At 71.1% G+C, this 19,784-nt stretch carries 16 protein-coding genes; 7 read left to right on the forward strand and 9 right to left on the reverse strand.

What is annotated here, in order from left to right; genetic code table 11:
* Positions 1-13: 13 nt before the first annotated feature.
* Positions 14-1,630 carry an AMP-binding protein gene (locus ACQP2Y_RS38325; RefSeq protein WP_433721216.1) on the reverse strand — a complete coding sequence of 539 codons (1,617 nt, stop codon included), beginning with the start codon at positions 1,628-1,630 and terminating at the stop codon, positions 14-16.
* A gap of 84 nt (positions 1,631-1,714) precedes the next feature.
* Between ACQP2Y_RS38325 and ACQP2Y_RS38330 the strand changes: the two genes are divergently transcribed.
* A complete protein-coding gene (locus tag ACQP2Y_RS38330) occupies positions 1,715-2,548 on the forward strand; it encodes a LuxR C-terminal-related transcriptional regulator (protein ID WP_433721217.1) in 834 nt (277 codons plus the stop codon).
* 63 nt (positions 2,549-2,611) lie between these two features.
* Positions 2,612-3,652, forward strand: a complete 1,041-nt coding sequence (locus ACQP2Y_RS38335; protein WP_433721219.1) for a LacI family DNA-binding transcriptional regulator — start codon at positions 2,612-2,614, stop codon at positions 3,650-3,652.
* 20 nt (positions 3,653-3,672) lie between these two features.
* Here the strand turns inward: ACQP2Y_RS38335 and ACQP2Y_RS38340 are convergent, their stop codons facing one another.
* Positions 3,673-4,566, reverse strand: a complete 894-nt coding sequence (locus tag ACQP2Y_RS38340; protein WP_433721220.1) for an IS982 family transposase — start codon at positions 4,564-4,566, stop codon at positions 3,673-3,675.
* 598 nt (positions 4,567-5,164) lie between these two features.
* Positions 5,165-6,157, reverse strand: a complete 993-nt coding sequence (locus tag ACQP2Y_RS38345) for a LacI family DNA-binding transcriptional regulator (RefSeq protein ID WP_433721222.1) — start codon at positions 6,155-6,157, stop codon at positions 5,165-5,167.
* Positions 6,158-6,206: 49 nt separating this feature from the next.
* On the opposite strand from ACQP2Y_RS38345, the gene ACQP2Y_RS38350 reads away from it, so the two are divergent.
* The gene (locus ACQP2Y_RS38350; RefSeq protein ID WP_433721223.1) at positions 6,207-7,244 is read left to right on the forward strand and encodes a zinc-dependent alcohol dehydrogenase; all 1,038 of its coding nucleotides are present in this window, start codon (positions 6,207-6,209) and stop codon (positions 7,242-7,244) included.
* Positions 7,245-7,249: 5 nt separating this feature from the next.
* Entirely contained in the window at positions 7,250-8,905 is a 1,656-nt protein-coding gene (locus ACQP2Y_RS38355; RefSeq protein WP_433721225.1) for a GMC oxidoreductase, read from the forward strand.
* Between the two features lie 38 nt (positions 8,906-8,943).
* Here ACQP2Y_RS38355 and ACQP2Y_RS38360 read toward each other — a convergent pair whose 3' ends face one another.
* Positions 8,944-10,077 (reverse strand): GH12 family glycosyl hydrolase domain-containing protein, encoded by a 1,134-nt coding sequence (locus ACQP2Y_RS38360; RefSeq protein WP_433721227.1) that lies wholly within the window; start codon positions 10,075-10,077, stop codon positions 8,944-8,946.
* Between the two features lie 309 nt (positions 10,078-10,386).
* Here ACQP2Y_RS38360 and ACQP2Y_RS38365 point away from each other — a divergent pair, with 309 nt between their 5' ends.
* A complete protein-coding gene (locus tag ACQP2Y_RS38365; RefSeq protein ID WP_360549429.1) occupies positions 10,387-10,737 on the forward strand; it encodes a histone-like nucleoid-structuring protein Lsr2 in 351 nt (116 codons plus the stop codon).
* A 71-nt stretch (positions 10,738-10,808) separates the two neighbouring features.
* Here the strand turns inward: ACQP2Y_RS38365 and ACQP2Y_RS38370 are convergent, their stop codons facing one another.
* Genes ACQP2Y_RS38370 through ACQP2Y_RS38380 form a run of 3 tightly spaced genes read right to left on the reverse strand, consistent with a single transcriptional unit; the run spans position 10,809 to position 14,349 of the window.
* Complete coding sequence (locus ACQP2Y_RS38370; RefSeq protein WP_433721228.1) at positions 10,809-12,878, reverse strand: molybdopterin cofactor-binding domain-containing protein; 2,070 nt, start codon at positions 12,876-12,878, stop codon at positions 10,809-10,811.
* Entirely contained in the window at positions 12,875-13,864 is a 990-nt protein-coding gene (locus tag ACQP2Y_RS38375) for an FAD binding domain-containing protein (RefSeq protein WP_433721230.1), read from the reverse strand. Before ACQP2Y_RS38375 ends, ACQP2Y_RS38370 begins: the two co-directional genes overlap by 4 nt.
* Entirely contained in the window at positions 13,861-14,349 is a 489-nt protein-coding gene (locus ACQP2Y_RS38380; protein WP_360549435.1) for a 2Fe-2S iron-sulfur cluster-binding protein, read from the reverse strand. Before ACQP2Y_RS38380 ends, ACQP2Y_RS38375 begins: the two co-directional genes overlap by 4 nt.
* A gap of 59 nt (positions 14,350-14,408) precedes the next feature.
* Here ACQP2Y_RS38380 and ACQP2Y_RS38385 point away from each other — a divergent pair, with 59 nt between their 5' ends.
* Positions 14,409-15,485, forward strand: a complete 1,077-nt coding sequence (locus ACQP2Y_RS38385) for an NAD-dependent epimerase/dehydratase family protein (protein WP_433721231.1) — start codon at positions 14,409-14,411, stop codon at positions 15,483-15,485.
* Between the two features lie 60 nt (positions 15,486-15,545).
* On the opposite strand, the gene ACQP2Y_RS38390 is transcribed toward ACQP2Y_RS38385, so the two are convergent.
* Together ACQP2Y_RS38390 and ACQP2Y_RS38395 are read right to left on the reverse strand one after the other, a co-directional pair.
* A complete protein-coding gene (locus tag ACQP2Y_RS38390) occupies positions 15,546-15,845 on the reverse strand; it encodes a hypothetical protein (protein ID WP_433721233.1) in 300 nt (99 codons plus the stop codon).
* A 101-nt stretch (positions 15,846-15,946) separates the two neighbouring features.
* Complete coding sequence (locus ACQP2Y_RS38395) at positions 15,947-19,024, reverse strand: putative bifunctional diguanylate cyclase/phosphodiesterase (RefSeq protein ID WP_433721235.1); 3,078 nt, start codon at positions 19,022-19,024, stop codon at positions 15,947-15,949.
* A gap of 78 nt (positions 19,025-19,102) precedes the next feature.
* Here ACQP2Y_RS38395 and ACQP2Y_RS38400 point away from each other — a divergent pair, with 78 nt between their 5' ends.
* On the forward strand, positions 19,103-19,747 hold the full coding sequence (locus ACQP2Y_RS38400) for a class I SAM-dependent methyltransferase (protein ID WP_433721237.1): 645 nt from the start codon (positions 19,103-19,105) through the stop codon (positions 19,745-19,747).
* The last annotated feature ends 37 nt before the right edge of the window (positions 19,748-19,784 follow it).

Consider the following 19,784-nt stretch of genomic DNA (forward strand, 5'->3'; position numbering starts at 1 on the left):
AGTTCGAGTGGAGTCAAGCGTTGCGGATGCCGGCGGCGTCATGGAGGTCGAGGATCTCCACTGCCTGCTCTCGCATCTCCACCTTTCGCACTTTCCCGGTCACCGTCATGGGGAAGCCGTCCACCACATGCACATACCGCGGGACTTTGTAATGCGCGAGCTTTCCCTTGCAGAAGTCACGGACCGCTTCAGTGGTCAGCGGCGTCGCTCCCGGGCGCATCACCACCCAGGCCATCAGTTCCTCGCCGTACCTCTGGTCCGGGACGCCGATCACCTGGACGTCCGACACGTCCGGGTGGGAGTAGAGGAACTCCTCCACCTCCCTCGGGTACACGTTCTCGCCGCCACGGATCACCAGGTCCTTGATCCGGCCGACGATGTTCACGTAGCCGTGCTCGTCCATCGTGGCCAGGTCGCCCGTGTGCATCCAGCGGGCCTCGTCGATCGCTTCCGCGGTCGCCTCCGCCTGGTCCCAGTAGCCGAGCATCACCGAGTAGCCGCGAGTGCACAGCTCCCCCGCCTCGCCGCGTGGCATCGGCAGGCCCGTCGCCGGGTCGACCACCTTCGACTCCAGGTGCGGCATCACGCGGCCCACCGTTTCCGTACGGCGGTCCAAGCCATCGTCGCGGCGGGTCATCGTCGAGACCGGCGAGGTTTCCGTCATGCCGTAACAGATTGCCACCTCGGTCATGTGCATCTCGGCCACCACCCGCTTCATCACCTCCACGGGGCACGGCGAGCCCGCCATGATCCCGGTACGCAGCGACGACAGGTCGTACGCGGTGAAGTCGGGCAGGCCCAGTTCGGCGATGAACATGGTCGGTACGCCGTACAGGGAGGTGCATTTCTCCTGGGTGACCGCTCGCAGAGAGGCCGCGGGCTCGAAGCCCCGAGCCGGCAGCACCATGCACGCACCGTGCGAGGTCGCCGCCAGGTTGCCCATCACCATCCCGAAGCAGTGGTAGAGCGGCACCGGGATACAGATCCGGTCCTGCTCGGTGTAGCCGACCAGCTCGCCGACGAAGAAGCCGTTGTTGAGAATGTTGTGGTGCGACAGCGTCGCGCCCTTCGGAAAGCCCGTCGTGCCGGACGTGTACTGGATGTTGATCGGGTCGTCGAAGGCCAGCGACGCGGCGCGTTCCTCCAGCGAGCGGCCCTGGCCGGCGGCGATCAGGTCGTCCCAGTCCGGGGTGCCGATGAAGATCGTCTCGGTGAAGCCGATCTCGGCGATCATGCCGCGGTAGTCGCTCGTCTTGAACGCGACCGCGCTGACCAGCAGGCGCACGCCGGCCTGCCGGATCACATAGGCCAGTTCGTGCGTGCGGTACGCCGGGTTGATGTTCACCAGGATCGCGCCGATCTTCGCGGTCGCGTACTGCGTGATGACCCATTCCGCGCAGTTCGGCGCCCAGATCCCCACCCGGTCGCCCTTGTTGATGCCGCGGGCCAGCAGGCCACGGGCGACCTCGTTCACCGCGGCGTCGAACTCGGTATAGGTCCAGCGGCGGCCGGCGGCCACATCCACCAGCGCCTCGCGGTCGCCGTGGGTCGTGACCGTGCGTTCGAGGTTCGCGCCGATCGTCTCGCCGAGCAGCGGCACGTCGGAGGTCCCGGAAGCGTAGGAGAGCATTTCTGCAGCATGAGCCGGTCCACGTGGCGGCGCCACCCCCGTTCAGGGGTGGACCGGGAACCCGGTCCGCGACATGCTGGTGACGTGCTCGAAACAGCCGATCTGTCCGCCGCGCTGGGCCGGGTCCGGCGGGTGACCGGGCTGCCGGTCGCGTTCGGCGGGGCGGTGGCCGCCGACGGCCGGGGCATGCGGCTGACCGACTTCGCGGGCACGGTGACCGGCGCGCTGCACGGGCTGGTGGTCAGCGCCGGAAACGGTCTCGGCGGGCGGGTCGTCCGCACGGCACGGCCGGGCCGGGTAGAGGACTACGCCACCGACCCGCGGATCAGCCACGAGTACGACAAACCGGTCACCGCCGAGGGGTTGCGGGCGATCGCCGCGGTGCCGGTCGTGATGGGCGGTTCTGTCCTGGCGGTGCTGTATGCCGGCACGCGGGAGCCGCTGTCTGTGGGGACCCGCGCGCTCGACGCGATGAGCCAGGTGGCGGTGCGCATCGGCACCGAGGTGACCGTACGCCGGGAAGTGCAGCGCCGGATCGCCGAGCTGGAGACGACCGCGGCCCTGACCCGGGCGGCGCCGACGGCCCCGGAGTGGGAAGACGTCCGGCAGGCGCACGCGGACCTCCGCACGATCGCCCAAGAGGTCGACGACCCTGCGCTGCGGTCCCGGCTGCAGGACGTGTGCGCGCTGCTCGCCCAGTCCGGCGGCTCGGAGCGGTCGCCCAATCCGTTGTCGCCGCGGGAGCTCGACGTGCTGGCCATGGTTGCGGTGGGCTGCGGCAACGCGGAGGCTGCCCGGCGGCTCGGGCTCCTGCCGGAGACGGTCAAGAGCTATCTGCGCAACGCGATGCGCAAGCTGGGCACACACGGCCGGATGGAGACCGTCGTGACGGCCCGGCGGCTCGGCTTCCTGCCTTGAACGGCAGCAACAGGACGGCCATGGCGGCCACAGGACTGGCTGGGGAGGCCTAGGGTCAGGAGAGTGAAGAGACCGACGATCGCCGATATCGCCCGCGAGGCCGGGGTCTCCAAGGGCGCCGTCTCCTACGCGTTGAACGACCGGCCCGGCGTCTCCGAGGACACCCGCGCGCGCATCCTCGCGATCGCCGACCGTCTGGGTTTCCGGGCCAGCGCCGCCGCCCGGGCGCTCGCCGGGGCGCCCGCCAAGGTCGTCGGGCTCGCGCTGCGGCGGCCGGCCAGCACGCTGGGTGTCGAGCCGTTCTTCATGGAACTGGTCAGCGGGCTTGAGGCCGAGTTGTCCACCCGCTCGTACGCGTTGCTTCTGCAGATGGTCCCCGATGACGACCCGGCGGCCGAGATCGAGGTCTACCGGCAGTGGTGGATCGAGGGCCGGGTCGACGGGGTGCTGCTCTGTGACGTCCGCGCGGACGATCCACGGGTGCCGGCTGTGGCGGAGATGGGGCTGCCCGCCGTCGTCGTGGGGCCGCCTACCGAGGGTGAGCTGCTGCCGAGTCTCTGGTCCGACGACGCGGTCTCGGTGACCGAGGCGGTCGAGCACCTGGCCGGGCTCGGTCACCGCCGGATCGCCCGGGTCGCCGGGATCCCCGAGCTTGCCCACACCGGCGCCCGCAGCCGCGCCTTCGCCGAGAACTGCGAACGGCTGGGGATCAACGAGGCGCCCCCGGTCTGGACCGACTACACCGGCGAGGCCGGCGCCCAGGCCACCCGTGACCTGCTGCACACCCGGCCGCGGCCAACGGCGATCGTGTACGACAACGACATCATGGCGATCGCGGGGCTCGCCACCGCGCAGGAACTGGGGTTCGCCGTGCCGGCCGAGTTGTCCATCGTCGCCTGGGACGATTCGCCGGTCTGTGGGCTCGTGCATCCGCCGCTGACCGCGCTCACCCGCGACATCGTCGCCTACGGCGAGAACGCGGCCCGGCTGCTGCTGGCGGTCATCGCGGGCGACGAGGTCGCCAGCCGGCTCGACGAGCCCGCCCACCTGGTCGCCCGCGCCAGCACGGCACCGCCGCCACCGGTCACGGACAACAAAGACTAGACGAGTAAGTCCTAACTGAGTCAGTGGTCGTAAGCGATCAAGGACCTGGTCAAGGGTTGGCCGGTGGCGCGGTTGTGCCAGATCGCGGCGGTCATGGCGAGGAGGCGTTGCGCGATGCGGGCACCGACGCCTTCGATGCTGCGGCCGCCGTGCAGCTCCAGGTCGAGCTGGCCTTTCAACGTGTCGTTGACCGATTCGATCAACTGCCGGACGGGTTTGAGTAGGTGCTCGCCAGGGTGTGCAGTCCGGTTGCGGTAGGAAGGGCGCAGTAGCCGGGCTCCGCGATCAGCGAGCCAACGGTCAAGTTCGGCGGAGACATAGCCTTTGTCCGCGATGATCAGCTGTCCCGGCCGGGCCTCGAGCAGGCTGGGGTCGTCTTCCAGGGCAGCGGTTAAGACCTGGCGTTCGTCGGTCTTCGCGGTCGCCAGGGACCAGGCGATCGGCAGGCCCGAGGGTGTGCAGATCAGATGTAGGCGCAGCCCCCAGAAGAACCGGGAGTGTGAGGCGCAGTAGCCGTAGCCGGCCCAGCCGGCCAGCTCGGAGCGTTTCGCCGTGGGCCGGGACCGGCCGCACTCGACCGGGGTGGAGTCGGTGACCCATACGTCGTCGTGCCACAGGTCAGTGTCCGAAGCGACCAGCCGGATAGCCTTCTTGAGTAGCGGCAGCGCGGCCCGCAGGCGCTTGTTGTAGCCGGACTGACCGGGCAGATACGGGAACGCGCCGGGCAGATGCTTGGGCAAAAACCGCAGCCACCGGGCCTCGGAACGAATCCCGAGCAGGGCCTGAGCCACCGCGATGGTCAATAGTTCGGCGTCGGACAGCTTCGGAGGACGCCCGGTCCGACGACGCTTCCCGAGCCAGTCGTCGATCTTCACGTAGAGTGCGATGAGAAGGGTGTTGATGTCTGTCGTCACAAACAGATCATCGACACCCTTCACCTTTACGCGGGCCAAGCGTCCAACCGCTCAGTGCACGTGCTCAGTGCACGTGCTCAGTAGTCACGCGTACAGACCCCACCGCAGCTCACTTGCTCAACGAGTAAGGACTTACTCGTCTAGAGGAGTACGGCCGCCGCTGATTGAGTCTGGCGAAGCGGAAAGCGCAGGGCGGAACGCGGGAGGCCGGACGCGGAGGCGGAACGGGCAGCGCGGAAGGCGGGGCGCGAACGCGAGATGAGGAACGCGCAAGGCGCACGGCGCACGTGCAAGGCGTAGCGCGAAACCGCGCGGCGGGAAACGCGCAAGGCGCAGGACGAACGCGCAGCGCGGAGCACGCAAGGCAGAACCCGGAACGCGCAAAGGCGGAATGCGGGACACGCGCAAGGCGCAAGGCGAACGCGCCAGGTGTAAGGCCCAAGGTGACCGCGCCTACAGGTGAGGCAAGGCGCGAAACGCGCAAGGCGCAGCATGGAACGCGCAAGGCGGAACTTGGACGACCGAAGGCGCGAAGGCGCGAAGGCGCGAAGGCGCGAAGGCGCGAAGGCGCGAAGGCGCGAAGGCGGATCAAAGCCCCTCAAGCAGGCCCAGTACTCCGCCGCACCTCAAGACGCCCACCCTCAGCCTGCACCGGCGCCCGCACATCCCCATCCAACGCCGCAAACAGCTGAGCCACAGCCAACCCCCCATAAGCCGCAATATCCCGCCGAACAACAGTCAACGGCGGCCCCACCACCTGACAAAGCGGCGAATCCTCACAAGCCACAACCGACAGATCCCCCGGCACTGCCACCCCCAACTCCCCCGCAACCCCCAGCCCAGCCACCGCCATAACGTCGTTGTCGTAAACAATCGCCGTCGGCCGCTCCGACCCACTCAACAACAGCTCCCGGGTCCTTTCGGCCCCAGCCCGGCCCGTGTAATCAGCCCGCACGATCGTCAGCGCCATCCCCCGCTCAGCGCACGCCCGGGCCATCGCCTCGTCCCGGATCGCCGTGTGCACCATCCCCGCCGGCCCGCTCACCCGGGCCACCCGCACGTGGCCCAGCTCAGCCAGGTGCTGCACCAGCTCCAGCGTCCATCCCCGGTCGTCGCACCACGCCCCGGGCATGCCGTCGTCCGGTGTGCTCGCGATCAGCGCCGCCGGCAGGCCCAGCCGGCGGACCGCCGCCAACCTCGGATCGTCCACCCGGGGGTCGCAGATCAGCACGCCGTCGACCCGGCGTTCGGCGCTCCATCGGCGGTGGACCTGCGCTTCCTCCTCCAGGTCCGCCACCAGTTGCAACGCCAGACCGAAGCCGCGGACGGCCAGCTCTTCCTGGATGCCGGCGATCAGCTGGCGGCGGAAGACCTCCACGGTCAGCGCCGCCGACGAGCGCAGCAGCACCAGCCCGATCGCGTGGGCCGCCGCGCCGTGCAGTGCCAGCGCCGGGCCGTTCGCGCGGTAGCCGAGTTCGCGGGCGATGCCCAGGATGCGCTGGCGCAGGTCCGCGGAGACGCCGGGACGGCCGTTCAGCGCGTACGAGACGGCGATCCGGGACACGCCGGCACGCCGGGCGATGTCGGCCATCGTCGCTGCTCGCACGGCTTAGCGTAAACCCAGGTCCTATGCTCCAGCCATGATGCGTGTCGTGGTGCTGCCGGACGGGGTTCAGGTCGTCGAGGCGGCCGTTCCGGAACCGGGACCGGGTGAGGCACAGCTACGGATGGTGGTGGCGGGCGTCTGCGGCTCCGACACGCACGCCCTGCGGGGCCGGCATCCCAATGTTCATCCGCCGTACGCGCCCGGGCATGAGGTGGTCGGGGTGGTCACCGCGGTCGCCGCGGATGTGACCTCGGTCCGGGTCGGGCAGCGGGCCACCGTCGAGCCGGACCTGCCCTGCTGGGAGTGCAAGCAGTGCCGGGCCGGGCGGCAGAACCTGTGCGAGCGGCTCGGGTTCTTCGGCTGCGGGTCCGAGCAGGGCGGGATGGCCGACGTGTTCACCATCGACGCGCGGCGCCTGCATGGTGTGCCCGACGACTTCGACGATGCCACCGCGGCCCTGATCGAGCCGGTTTCCACTCCCGTGCACGCGATCCGGCTGGCCGGTGGGGTTCGCGATCGGGCGGTGGCGATTCTCGGGGTGGGAACCATCGGCCTGCTGACTTTGAAAGTGGCGCGGGCGCAGGGCGCCCGGCGGATCGTCGTGACGGCGCGCTCGGCTGCCAGCCGCAAGCGGGCGCTGGCTTTCGGTGCGGACGCCGCCGTGGACGCGACGGCTGCGGACGCTGCCGATCAGGTACGGGCAGCGCTCGGCGAGAGCGCCGACGTGGTGTTCGACTGCGTCGCCGAGCAGTCGACGGTGACGCAGTCGCTGGCGATCGCCGACAAGGGTGGCACTGTCGTGGTGGTCGGCGTGCCGGCCGGCGAAGTGACGATTCCGCTCGCGTTGCTGCAGGACAGCCAGCTGCGGATCCAGGGCAGTGCGACGTACCTGCCGGAGGACTACGCCGATGCGATGGTGCTGCTGCGCGACGGCGTGGTGACGGCGGCCGATTTCGTGACGGCGGTCCGGCCGTTGAGTCAGGCCGCGGCGGCCTTCGCCGATGCCGAGAGCGGGGAGCACATCAAGGTGCTCGTCAAGTCTGGTTCGATCGGCGTCGACGTGGTGAGCTGAGCGGCATGACGGACTACGACATCGTCGTCGTGGGCAGTGGGTTCGGCGGGAGTGTCACCGCGTTGCGGCTGACCGAGAAGGGTTACCGGGTCGGTGTGCTCGAGGCCGGCCGGCGCTTCACCCCCGAGACGCTGCCCAGGACGTCCTGGGATCTGCGGGCCTTCCTCTGGGCGCCCGCGCTGGGCCTGCGCGGCATCCAGCGGATCACCCTGCTCAAGGACATCGTCGTGCTCTCCGCGGCGGGCGTCGGCGGCGGATCGCTGGTCTACGCGAACACGCTCTACCAGCCGCCGGCCGCGTTCTTCGCCGATCCGCGCTGGGCCGGCATCACCGACTGGGCCCGCGAGCTGGAGCAGCACTACGCGCAGGCTTCCCGGATGCTCGGCGTCACCGTGCAGCCGTCGATGACACCCTCCGACGAGGTCATCCAGGCCGTCGCGCAGGACATGGGAGTCGGCGGCACTTTCCGGCGTACCCCGGTCGGGGTTTTCTTCGGTGAGCCCGGCAAAACCGTGCCGGATCCCTATTTCGGCGGGGCCGGGCCCGCCCGGACCGGGTGCACCGAGTGCGGTGACTGCATGATCGGGTGCCGGCTCGGGGCCAAGAACCGGCTCGACCTCAACTACCTCTATCTCGCCGAGCGGGCCGGTGCGGTCGTGCACCCGGACACCACCGTCTCGGCGTTGCGGCCCGTCGGCGACGGCTGGGAGCTGACCACCTCGCAGGGCACGTTCACCGCGCGGGAGGTGGTGCTGTCGGCCGGGGCGCTCGGCACGCAGCGGCTGCTGCACGCCATGCGGGACACCGGGGTGCTGCCCGCGCTCTCCGACCGGCTCGGTGCGTTGACCCGCACCAACTCCGAGGCGCTGCTCGGCGCGCAGTCTGTGTCCGTACCGGAAAAGCCGTTCTCCCGCGGGGTCGCGATCACCTCGAGCTTCCACCCGGACGCCGAGACCCACATCGAGCCGGTCCGCTACGGGCCCGGCAGCAACGCGATGGGCCTGCTCACCACCCTGCTGGTGGACGGCGGCGGCCGCGTGCCGCGGCCGGTCCGCTTCCTCGGCCAGGCGCTGCGGCACCCGGTCACGCTGCTGCGGTCGCTGTCGAAGCGACGTTGGAGCGACCGGACCATCATCGCGCTGGTCATGCAGACCGTGGACAACTCTTTGACGGTACGGCGCACCAAGCGCGGCCGGCTCACCACCGGGCCCGGCCACGGCCCGGTCAACCCGACCTGGATCCCGGTCGGTCATGAGGCGGTACGCCGGATGGCCGCCAAGATCGGTGGTCATCCCGGCGGCTCGGTGGGTGACGTCTTCGACATCCCGATGACCGCGCACATCCTCGGCGGCGTGACCATCGGCGACTCTCCCGCGACCGGCGTGGTCGACCCCTACCAGCGGGTGTACGGCTATCCCGGCCTGCACGTGGTGGACGGTTCGGTGATCCCGGCCAACCTCGGGGTGAACCCGTCGCTGACCATCACCGCACTGGCCGAGCGGGCCCTGTCCCTGTGGCCCAACAAGGGTGAGGCGGATCCGCGGCCCGCGCTCGGTGCACCCTACGAACGCGTCGAGCCGGTGGCACCCCGTTCTCCAGCGGTCCCGGCCCACGCCCCCGCGGCCTTGCGGATAACGCCGGCCGCCCCGCCGCCGGGTTGATCGGCGACGGGGCGGGGCTGCTGTGATGCTGGTGGAGGTCAGGCCCGGGTGCAGGCCGATCCGTTGAGGGTGAACGCGGACGGGCTGGCGAAGGTGCCGCTGTAGGTGCCCTGGAAGCCGAACGAGGTGCTGCCGCCGGCCGGGATGCTGCCGTTGTGGGCCGAGTTGCGGGCGGTCAGTGCGCCGCTGGTGCCCGACAGCGTGGCGTTCCACGAGTTGGTCACCGCCTGGCCGCTCGGGAGGGTGAAGCCGAGGGTCCAGCCGTTGAGCGCGCTGTTGCCGGTGTTGGCCACGGTCACGTTGGCGACGAAGCCGTTGCCCCACGAGTCGGCCGAGTAGGTGACCCGGCAGCCGGCGGTGCCGCCGGGCGGCGGGGTGGTGGGCTGCGTGGTCGGGGTCCCCGGGTTGCTGCCCCCGCCGTTGACCGCGGCCGAGAAGTTCGTGACGGCCAGGCCGGTGCCGCCGATCCACGGCTCGAAGCCCGCCTGGATGCTGGTCAGGTACCACGAGCTGGTGATCGCGCCGCGGTTCTTCACGTCGTTGATGAAGTCCAGGACGCTGAAGTTCCAGCTGGAGATCGCCGACGGGGCCACGTACGAGATGACGTTGTTGGAGCCGTTGCTGCCCTGCCAGACCTGCCAGGTGCGCCCGCCGATGGTGGTGGTGCCCACGACCGAGCCGATCGGCTGGATCGAGCCCTGGCGGTTGAACCAGATCATGATCTCCATGGCGTTGACACCGTCGCGCTTGGGCGTCGGGTCGAGCCAGATGTCGTACGCCGCGTCGTAGGTGGCGCCGGAGACGTAGTTGTAGCTGATGCTGCTGGTCGCGCTGCTGATCGAGCTGACCTGCATCGGCAGGTTGGTGCCGGGCGAGCAGTTCGTGTAGTGGCAGCCGACGAAGATGGCCGGGTAGGACACCGGCGCGCCGCTGGTGCTGCCGACGCCCTGCTGACTGGTGATGGCGAAGCCCGTGCTGGTGACGTTGATGCACTGCTGGGCGGAGGTGCCCCAGCGGTTGTTCATCACGACGTAGCGGCCGCCGATGGTGGTGGAACCGTACTGCTCGCAGATCTGCGTGTCGGCACTCGCGGGACCGGCGACCACGAATGTCGTGATCGCGCCCGCGGCGAGCAGAGCGGCGGCCGTGACGGCCCGGATGACACGTCTCATGACTGCTCCTGGTGGTGGGGATGCCCCGGGGAAGGGGCGGCGTGGGAGCGCTCCCACGCAACGTACAACACATTGACAGGCGTGAGAAGTGTTGCGGAGAAGTTTCGTAAAGTTCTCCGCCCCGGCGGCCTGCCCAACCCGGGTACGGCGGCCAATCGCCGGCGGCGTAGTGCGCCCGGACCGGGAGAATGGGACGGATGATCTGCGCGACATGCAGGGCGGACAATTTGCACACGTCGGCACGGCCGGACAGAATGAATACGCAGGAATTCTCATAGACAATGGCGCCGTCCCGGGAGCAACCACATCATGGCCAAGCAGGTAATTACCCTTCTGACCGATGACCTCGACGGCGGCGAGGCCGACCGCACCGTCGAGTTCGGACTCGACGGCGTGAACTACACGATCGACCTGTCGGAGAAGAACGCCGGCAAGCTGCGTAAGGCGTTGGACCCCTACCTCGCGGTGGCGACGCGGGTCGGCCGGTCCGGTGTCGAGTCTCGTTCCGCCCGCCGCGGTGGCGCCCCGGCGAGCACCGGCCGCGCCAGCCGCGACCAGAATCAGGCCATTCGGGAGTGGGCCGGCAAGAACGGCTACGAGGTCTCCGAGCGGGGCCGCATCCCGAGCTCGATCGTCGAGGCGTACCACAGCAAGCGATAGCTCCCGCACCGGCAAATCGGCGCCGCCCGGTGGGCGGCGCCGATTTGTGCTTAAGGATGGTTAAGGCGTTCTCAGCCCAGGTACGGCAACAGCTTGTCCAGCCGCACCGGCAGGTCCCGCACCCGGATGCCGGTGGCGTGCCGGACCGCGTTCACGATCGCCGCGGGCGAGCCCACGATGCCGATCTCGCCGATGCCCTTGCTGCCCATCGGGTTGACCGCCCGGTCGTCCTCGGAGAGCCAGGCCGCCTCGATGGACTCGATGTCCGCGTGCACCGGTACGTGGTATTCGGCCAGGTCGTGGTTGACCCAGTCGCCCATCGCCGGGTCGAGCACGCCCTCCTCGTGCAGCGCCATGCCCAGGCCCATCGTCATGCCACCGATGAACTGGCTGCGGGCGGTCCGCGGGTTCAGGACCCGGCCGACCGCGTACATGCCGAACAGGCGCGACACCCGGACCTCGCCGGTGTCCGCGTCCACCCGGACCTCCGCGAAGTGCGCGCCGTACGCGTGCTTGCCGTCCTTCTCCTGCCGCTGCACCTCCTCGGTGCTGTCGTAGACCGCCTCCTCGTTGCCGGAGCGGCGCAGCTCGCGGCAGGCTCCAGTCACCGCCCAGCCCCACGAGGCGCTGCCGGACGATCCGCCCGCCACCGACGCCTTGGGCAGCGTGCTGTCCCCGATCCGGACGCGGACCCGGTCGACCGGCACGCCGAGCTCGTCCGCCGCGATCTGGGTGAGGATCGTCCGGGCGCCGGTGCCGATGTCAGTGGCGGCCACCGCCACGTCGTAGCGGCCGTCGGGCAGGGCGCGGACCCGGGCGGTCGAGGGCTGCGCCATCGTCGGGTAGGTCGCGCCGGCGACGCCCAGGCCGACCCACCAGTTGCCCTCGCGGCGGCTGCGTGGCCGGGGATCACGGTCGGCCCAGCCGAAACGCTCGGCTCCCTCGCGCAGGCACTGAAGGTATTGCCGGCTGCTGAACGGGACGCCGGACTCGGGCTCCACCCGCGGCTCGTTGCGGACCCGCAGCTCGATCGGGTCCATGCCGAGCTCTTCGGCCAGCTCGTCCATCGCGCACTCGAGGCCGACCATGCCGGGCGCCTCACCGGGGGCCCGCATCCAGCGAGGGGTCGGCATGTCGAGGCGAACCAGGCGGTGGCCGGTGTGCCGGTTCGCGGCGGCGTACATGTGCCGGGTCGCGACCGTGGTCTGCTCGGCGAACTCGTACAGCCGGGAGGTGTGCTCGACGGCCTCGTGGTCGATGGCGGTCAGCGTGCCGTCGCGCTCGGCGGCCAGCCGGATCCGCTGGATGGTCGGCGTGCGGTGGCCGACCATGCTGAACAGGGCCTGACGGGGCAGGGCCAGCTTCACCGGCCGGCCCACCACCCGGGCACCCAGCGCGGCCAGCACGGCGTTGGGGCGGGCCGAGCCCTTGGAACCGAAGCCGCCGCCGACGTGCTCGGTGATCACATGGACCCGCTCGGCGGGCAGGCCGAAGACCGCGCCGACGGCACCGGCCACGCCCGGCGGGTGCTGGTTCGAGTCGTACAGGACCAAGTCGTCGCCCTGCCACAGGGCGATGGTGGCGTGCGGTTCCATCGGGTTGTTGTGCAGCGCCGGGGTCCGGTAGGTCACGTCCACCCGTACCGGTGCGGCGGCGAAGGCCTGCTCCACGTCGCCGGAGCGGGTGTCGGCCGGGAACGCCGGATTCACCTGCTCCGGGGAGTAGATCTCCGGGTGGTCGGCGGTCAGCAGCGTGTCGTGCGGCTCCTCGGTGATCTCCAGCCCGATGACCTGCGCGGCGCGCCGGGCGGCCTCCAGGGTGCGGGCGACGACCAGCGCGACCGCCTGACCGCGGTAGCTGATCCGCTCGGACTGCAGGACGGCCAGCTCCGGATCGTCGGGCTGCTCCAGCCGCGGGGCGTTGCCGTGCCAGAGGACGGCGAGCACGTCGTCGTCCTCGGTGGTCGGATCGACGATGACGGCGTCGAGGGTGCCGCGGGCCACGGGCGACTGGACCACCCAGGCGTGGGCGACGTCCTCCACCGGATACTCGGCGGCGTACCGGGCCGCGCCGGTGACCTTGGCCGGGCCCTCGATCCGGCCGAGCGGGCTGCCGACGGCGGGGGCGGTGGTGGCGGTCATCGGGCGGCTCCCGTCAGGCCGGTCAGCGTCGCGGCGACCAGGTTGCGGATCAGCGTGACCTTGAAGGCGTTGTCGCGCAGCGGTTCGGCGGCGGCGAGTTCGGCGTCCGCCGCGGCCAGGAAGGACTCGCGGGTGGCGGGGCGGCCGAGCAGGGCCTGCTCCGCCGCGTACGCCCGCCAGGGTTTGTGGGCCACGGCGCCGAAGGCCAGCCGTACGTCGTGCACCACGCCGTCCTCGGCGTGCACCGCCGCGGCCACCGACCCCACCGCGAAGGCGTAGGAGGCCCGGTCCCGGGCCTTGCGGTACGCGGACACCCGGGCCGCCTCCAGCACGGGCAGGTCCACCGCCGTGATCAGCTCCCCGTGCCGCAGCACGGTGTCGACGTGCGGGGTGTCGCCGGGCAGCCGGTGCAGTTCGTTGAGCGGGATGCCGCGCTCGCCGTCCGGTCCGGTCACCCGCACGGTCGCGTCCAGGGCGGCCAGCGCAACGGCCATGTCGGACGGATGGGTGGCGACGCAGTGCTCGGAGGCGCCGAGGATCGCCAGATTGCGGTGGTCACCGTCGCGGGCCGGGCAGCCGGTGCCCGGCGCGTGCTTGTTGCACGGCTTGGTGGCATCCATGAAATACCGGCAGCGGGTGCGCTGCAACAGGTTGCCGCCGGTGGTGGCCATGTTGCGCAGCTGCCCGGAGGCGCCGGCGAGCAGGGCCTGGCTCAGCACCGGGTACGACCGGCGGACCTCCGGGTGCGCGGCCAGGTCGCTGTTGCGGACTCCGGCGCCGATCCGCAGGCCGCCGTCGGGCAGTGTGGTCACCTCGTGCAGCGGCAGCCGGTTGATGTCGACCAGCACGTCCGGGGTGGCCACACCGAGCTTCATCAGGTCGACGAGATTGGTGCCACCGGCCAGGAAGGTGCCGCTGGGCGCGCCGGCCAGCAGGGCGACGGCCGAGGCGACGTCGTCGGCGGGTGCGTACTCGAATGTCCTCATCGGCCGGACGCCTGCGCGATGGCCGGGACGATGTTGGCGTACGCGCCGCAGCGGCACAGGTTGCCGCTCATCCGCTCGCGGATCTCGGCATCCTCGAGGCGCACGTCGTCGCCGCGGGTGACCGCGCTGGGCCAGCCGCGGGCAACCTCGTCGAGCATGCCCACCGCGGAGCAGATCTGCCCGGGCGTGCAGTAACCGCACTGGAAGCCGTCGTGGTCGAGGAAGCCCTGCTGCACCGGATGCGGCTCCTCCTCGGTGCCGAGGCCTTCCACGGTGGTGATCCGGGCGTCCTGCTGGCTGATCGCCAGGATCAGGCAGCTGTTCACCCGGCGGCCGTCGAGCAGCACTGTGCAGGCGCCGCACTGGCCGTGGTCACAGCCCTTCTTGGCCCCGGTGAGGTGCAGGTGCTCGCGCAGAGCGTCCAGCAGGGTGGTGCGCGGGTCGAGGTCGAGCGTGTGCTCGACGCCGTTCACGACGAGATCCATGGACGGCTCCTACCCGGGCCCCGGTGGTTCAACCGCGGCCCGCCGGGTACCAGCACACGATGCGAGTGGTGATCGTCGGAGCGACCGGGAACTCAGGCACGGCCCTGCTGCGCCGGCTGCGGAACGAGCCGGGCGTCGATCTCGCCGGGGTGGTCCGCCGGCTGCCGCCCCGGGTCGAGCCGTACGACGCGGTGGAGTGGCACTCCTGCGACATCGGGGCCCTGGGCGCCGCGCAGCAGCTGACCGAGATCTTCCGGGGCGCCGACGCGGTCGTGCACCTCGCCTGGCAGATCCAGCCCAGCCACGACCAGCGGCTGCTGTTCCGCACCAACGTGCTGGGCAGCCGGACGGTGGTCGAGGCCGTGCTACGCGCCGGGGTGCCGACGCTGGCGTACGCCTCCTCGGTCGGGACCTACGCGCCCGGCCCGAAGCACGCCTTCGTCACCGAGGCGTGGCCCCGCACAGGTGTGCTCGGTTCTTCCTACAGCCGGCACAAGGCGCTGGTCGAGGGTCTGCTGGACCGGGTGGAGTCGGATCACCCGATGCTGCGGATCGTCCGGCTGCGGCCGGGGCTGATCTTCCAGCGGGACATCGGTACGGAGATCGGCCGGTACTTCGCCGGTCCGCTGCTGCCCGCGCGGCTGTTGAAGTTCGGGCGCATCCCGGTGATCCCCTCGCATCCGGGACTGCGGGTGCAGGCGGTGCACGCGGACGATGTGGCTGATGCGTACGCCCGGGCTCTGCTGGCCGATGTGCGGGGCGCTTTCAACGTGGCCGCGGGTCCGGTGCTGGATCCCTCGGTCGCGGCGGCCGCGTTCCAGGGCCGGGAGGTGCCGGTGCCGGGCTTCGTTCTGCGCGGCGCGGCCGATCTGAGCTGGCGGTTGCGGTTGCAGCCGGTCGACGTGGGCTGGGTCCGGCTGGGGCTCAAGGCGCCGCTGATGTCGTGCGACCGGATCAAGGCGGAGCTGGGCTGGCGGCCGCTGGTGGACGCGGTGCACACCCTCAAGGAGCTGGTGGCCGGCCTGGCCGACCGGGCCCACACGGACAGCCCGCCGCTGTCCGGTGATCCCGCGCTACCGGGCCGTCTGGGCGGGGTGCTGCGGGGCCGGCTGCCCGGCTCCGGCAACCCTTACTGATCCACAGCGGCAGGCCCGGCTGCCGAAGCGTCCGGGCCTGCTCGAACACCGTATGGCGGGTCAGCGTCGGCCACCCCCGGTGCTGATGATGACCACGCCACCGCCACCGCTACCTCCGCGGTAGCGGTAGCAGTGCCGGCGGCGGTCGTCGCGGCTCGGGGTGCGAGCGCTCCAGTCGTCGCCGTCGCCCCAGTCGTCGTACCAGTCGTGGTGCCAGGGGAACCAATGGCCGTGCGATTGGTACCAGCAATGCCGCCGATGATCGGGGGCGGAGCCGGTGGCCGAGGCGGGGGCCGCGATAGCGAGACTGGAGCCGGTCGCCAGCAGCACACCGGCGAGGAGCAGGCCCGGACGTCGCATGGTTTGTCCTTTCAGGGTCGGTTGGTGAACACCCGAAAGTCTTTCGCGTTCGCCCGGGGCCCGAGGGCGCTTCCGGATAAAAATCAAATGCAGTGGAAAAGTCAGGCCACAGCGAGCGGCAGCGGGTTGCGCAGCCAGGCCAGCGCCTCGGTCGCGTCCAGCGGCGCCGAGTAGTAGTAGCCCTGCCCCAGCGGACAGCCCAGCTGGGCCAGGATGAGCCGGTGGGTGGCGTCCTCGATGCCCTCGGCGACCACGGTCAGATTGAGCGTGCGGGCCAGGCTCACGATGCCCGCCACCAGTGCGAGCTGCTGCTCGCTGCCGACCATGTCGTCGATGAAGGTCTTGTCGATCTTCAGCACGTCGATCGGGCGCTGCCGCAGGTAACCCAGCGACGAGTAGCCGGTGCCGAAGTCGTCGATCGCGATCCGCACGCCGAGCTCCTGCAGCACGGCCAGATCAGCCCAGATCTGCTCGTCGTCACCCATCAGCAGGGTCTCGGTGATCTCCAGCATCAGCGCCCGGGCCGGCACCCCGGCGTACTCCAGCGACGCCTTGACCTGCTCGACGAAGCCGGACTGGCGGAACTGGCGGACCGAGACGTTGACCGACACGTACGGCTGGCGGGCGCGCGGCAGGATGCGCCGCCACTGCGCGACCGTGTGCAGGGCCTGGTCGAGGACCCAGCGGCCCATCGGGACGATCAGCCCGCTCTCCTCGGCCACCTCGATGAACTCGTCCGGCGCGATGATCCCGCGCTGCGGATGGTGCCAGCGGACCAGCGCCTCGAAGCCGACCGCCTCGTCCGTGGCGAGGTCGACGATGGGCTGGAACTGGAGCAGGAAGTGGCCCTCGTTGACCGCGTGGTCCAGCGCCGAGCGCAGTTCCAGCCGCTCCACCATCGCGCTGTGCAGGTGGGACTGGTAACGCCGCCACTGGTTCTTGCCGGCGCCCTTCGCCACGTAGAGGGCCAGGTCGGCCTGGCGCAGCAGGGCGTCGGCGGTGTCCGCTTCCGGCGTGGTGGTGATGCCGATGCTGGCCACGGCCTGCAACGACCCGCCGTCGACGATGATCGGCTCGGACAGCGCGGCCAGGATCCGGGTCGCCGTCTCCTCGACCGCCCCCGGGTCCTGCACGTTCTCCACCAGCGCGGCGAACTCGTCGCCGCCGAGCCGGGCGGCCGTGTCGTCGGCCCGCAGCGCGCCGGCGATCCGCCCGGCCACCGCGATGAGCAGCTGGTCGCCGGTCGCGTGGCCCAGGGTGTCGTTGACGACCTTGAAATCGTCCAGGTCGATGAAGAGCACGCCGACCACCGAGCCGTCCCGGGCGCCGCGGGCCAGCGCGTGCTGGAGCCGGTCGGCGAAGAGCACCCGGTTGGCCAGCCCGGTCAGCGAGTCGTGGAACGCCTGGTGGGTGAGCTCGCGTTCGAGCTGGCGGCGCTCGGTGACGTCACGCAGGGTGACGACCAGGCCGGCGACGGTCTGGTCCGCGCGCAGGTCCCGGCAGTGCATCTCGAGCATCACTTCGGTACGGCGCCGCCCGACAGCCCGGAAGTCCAGCCCCTCCTGCGTCCCCTCGCCACCACGGACGGCGGCGAGCACGTCGGCCAGTCGCAGCCGGTCGCCGGGGTGGATCAGGTCGGGCAGGGACACGCCCACCGGGTCGGCGCCCAGCACGTGACCGGCGGACGGGCTCGCGTACCGGACCCGGTCCTCCTCGTCGATGATCAGGATGACGTCGGAGGTGTTCTGCACCAGCGTGCGGAAGTAGGCCTCGCTGTTGCGCCGGGTCACCTCGCGGCTCAGCGCGATCCGCTCCAGAGCCAGCGCGACCTGGGTGGCCAGCACCTCCAGCGCCCGCTGCAGGCCGAGCAGGGCCCAGGTGGGGCCGCCGACGTGCAGCACGCCGACGAGCGGGTCGCCGGTCGGGCGGTCCTGCAGCACCAGCGGGCAGCGCAGCACCATGTTGAACTGGGTGAGCCGGACCGCCACGGCCCAGTCGACGTCGCGGGTGGCGACCAGGCGGGCAGCCGTACCGGTGCTGCGGTCGTGGTCGGACTGGGCCGCGGCCTCGGGTGAGACGGGCTCCTCCGGCTCGGTGATGGCCATGGCCAGCACCACCCGGTGCGGCACGTCGGCCGGCAGCAGCTGGGCCACGGCCGTCCGGACCGCTTCGCCGACCTCGTCGGCGTCGGCCGCGGAGACCAGCGCCGCCGAGGCCTCGCGGAGCCCCCGCTCGCGGGCCAGGGCCAGCCGGTGGCTGGCCATGATGCCCGCCATCCGGGCCAGGACCAGCAGGAACGTGCAGGCGCTGAGGCCGGCGACCACGTCCAGGTCGGGCACCTCGCCGTCGACGCCCATCTGGAGGATCAGCACGGCCGGGGCGACCAGCGAGGCCAGGGCGAGCAGGGCGAGGCGGACCCGGCCCAGCTCGGCCAGCGGGGTGGCGACCGGCCGGGTCAGCGCGGCCATCGAGGGGCTCAGCGCGGCCAGGCCGACGGCGGCGTACAGCGGGACCCGGCCGAAGACGGCCAGGAAGGCGATGTCGTCGCGCAGGGTGACAAGATTGCCGCCGACATCGGCGAGCAGCAGGGCCAGGACACCGGCGGCGAGCCAGCCGCCCGCAGGCAGCCGCCGTCCGGAAGCGGTCAGCAGCCGGGTCAGCAGGGCCAGGCAGAGCAGGTCCCCGACCGGGAACGCGACCGCGATCCACTGCCCGACCGTCGACAGCTCGGTGTCACGCAGGTGCGGGCCGATCACGAAGGTCCAGGCCAGCAGGGCCACACCGGAGGTCAGGGTGAGGGCGTCGAGCAGTCCGCCCCGATCGCGGCGGCCACCCGTGCGGAGCCGGACGAACCAGTAGAGCACCAGGGCCAGCGCCGGGTAGGCGGCGAGCAGCATGCCCGTACCGATCGAATGCAGGCTGGGACCGGCCAGCAGGGCGTCCGGGCCGGCGCTGTAGGCGGCCGTGCCGAGCACCGAGAGCACGACGGAGACGGCCAGCAGGTGCCACGGCCCGCGCCGGACCGGGTCGTGCCGGCGCAGGCCGAAGACCACGGCCAGCACGGCGGAGACCCCGGCGACCAGGTGTACGGGCAGCTGCCAGGCCGGCTCCAGCGCGAAGACGGCGCCGAGCGCCACCATCCAGGTGGCGAAGAGGGCAGCCGTCACTCTGGTCGGCATGCTGCTCCTCTCCGCGTCGTCAAAGCTGGACGCTGCCCTGATCGGTCCCGCACCGGAGCAACTGAGCAGAATCAGTACGTGTCCACCGACTTCGTCCGCGCCAACACACGGCTCGCGCCCGTGCCCTTCCTCCCCGAACTGGTGCTGTACCAGGCCGAGGAGCCGATCGAGCTCTGGGAGCGCACCGAGGCGGCCGGCGCCGAGCAGCCGCCGCCGTTCTGGGCGTTCGCCTGGGCCGGTGGCCAGGCCCTGGCGCGGCACGTGCTCGACGAACCCGACCTGGTCAGCGGGCGGGCGGTGCTGGACCTGGCGACCGGCTCGGGCCTGGTCGCGGTGGCGGCGGCCCGCGCCGGGGCCCGCATCGTCACGGCCAACGACATCGACCCGCTCTCACTGGCCGCCGCCGAGGCCAACGCGGAGGCCAACGGTGTGCCGATCCGGCTGGTGGAGGGTGATCTGCTCGCGAGCGGGTATCCGGACGCCGATGTGATCCTGGCCGGGGACGTGTTCTACAGCCGGGAGATGGCCGGGCAGGTGCTGCCGTTCCTGCGGCGCGCGGCCGGGCGCGGCGCGTTGGTGCTGGTCGGGGATCCGGGGCGGGCCTACCTGCCGGTCGACGGGATGATCCGGCGGGCGACGTACGAGGTGCCGGTGCTGGAGGCGCTGGAGTCGGTGCCGGTACGGCGGACCAGCGTCTGGCAGGTGGATTTCACGAGCCGGTAACCGCGGATTGTTCAACAACTCTTGTGGGATCGTTGAA

This window comes from Actinoplanes sp. CA-051413 (assembly GCF_050955795.1).
In the GTDB taxonomy this organism is placed as follows: domain Bacteria; phylum Actinomycetota; class Actinomycetes; order Mycobacteriales; family Micromonosporaceae; genus Actinoplanes.

Coding starts and splice junctions, on each gene's coding strand:
- ACQP2Y_RS38325 (WP_433721216.1), bottom strand. CDS start 1,630: ATGCTCTCCTACGCTTCCGGGACCTCCGACGTGCCGCTGCTCGGCGAG.
- ACQP2Y_RS38345 (WP_433721222.1), bottom strand. CDS start 6,157: ATGGCCGACATCGCCCGGCGTGCCGGCGTGTCCCGGATCGCCGTCTCG.
- ACQP2Y_RS38350 (WP_433721223.1), top strand. CDS start 6,207: ATGATGCGTGTCGTGGTGCTGCCGGACGGGGTTCAGGTCGTCGAGGCG.
- ACQP2Y_RS38355 (WP_433721225.1), top strand. CDS start 7,250: ATGACGGACTACGACATCGTCGTCGTGGGCAGTGGGTTCGGCGGGAGT.
- ACQP2Y_RS38360 (WP_433721227.1), bottom strand. CDS start 10,077: ATGAGACGTGTCATCCGGGCCGTCACGGCCGCCGCTCTGCTCGCCGCG.
- ACQP2Y_RS38365 (WP_360549429.1), top strand. CDS start 10,387: ATGGCCAAGCAGGTAATTACCCTTCTGACCGATGACCTCGACGGCGGC.
- ACQP2Y_RS38370 (WP_433721228.1), bottom strand. CDS start 12,878: ATGACCGCCACCACCGCCCCCGCCGTCGGCAGCCCGCTCGGCCGGATC.
- ACQP2Y_RS38375 (WP_433721230.1), bottom strand. CDS start 13,864: ATGAGGACATTCGAGTACGCACCCGCCGACGACGTCGCCTCGGCCGTC.
- ACQP2Y_RS38380 (WP_360549435.1), bottom strand. CDS start 14,349: ATGGATCTCGTCGTGAACGGCGTCGAGCACACGCTCGACCTCGACCCG.
- ACQP2Y_RS38385 (WP_433721231.1), top strand. CDS start 14,409: ATGCGAGTGGTGATCGTCGGAGCGACCGGGAACTCAGGCACGGCCCTG.
- ACQP2Y_RS38390 (WP_433721233.1), bottom strand. CDS start 15,845: ATGCGACGTCCGGGCCTGCTCCTCGCCGGTGTGCTGCTGGCGACCGGC.
- ACQP2Y_RS38395 (WP_433721235.1), bottom strand. CDS start 19,024: ATGCCGACCAGAGTGACGGCTGCCCTCTTCGCCACCTGGATGGTGGCG.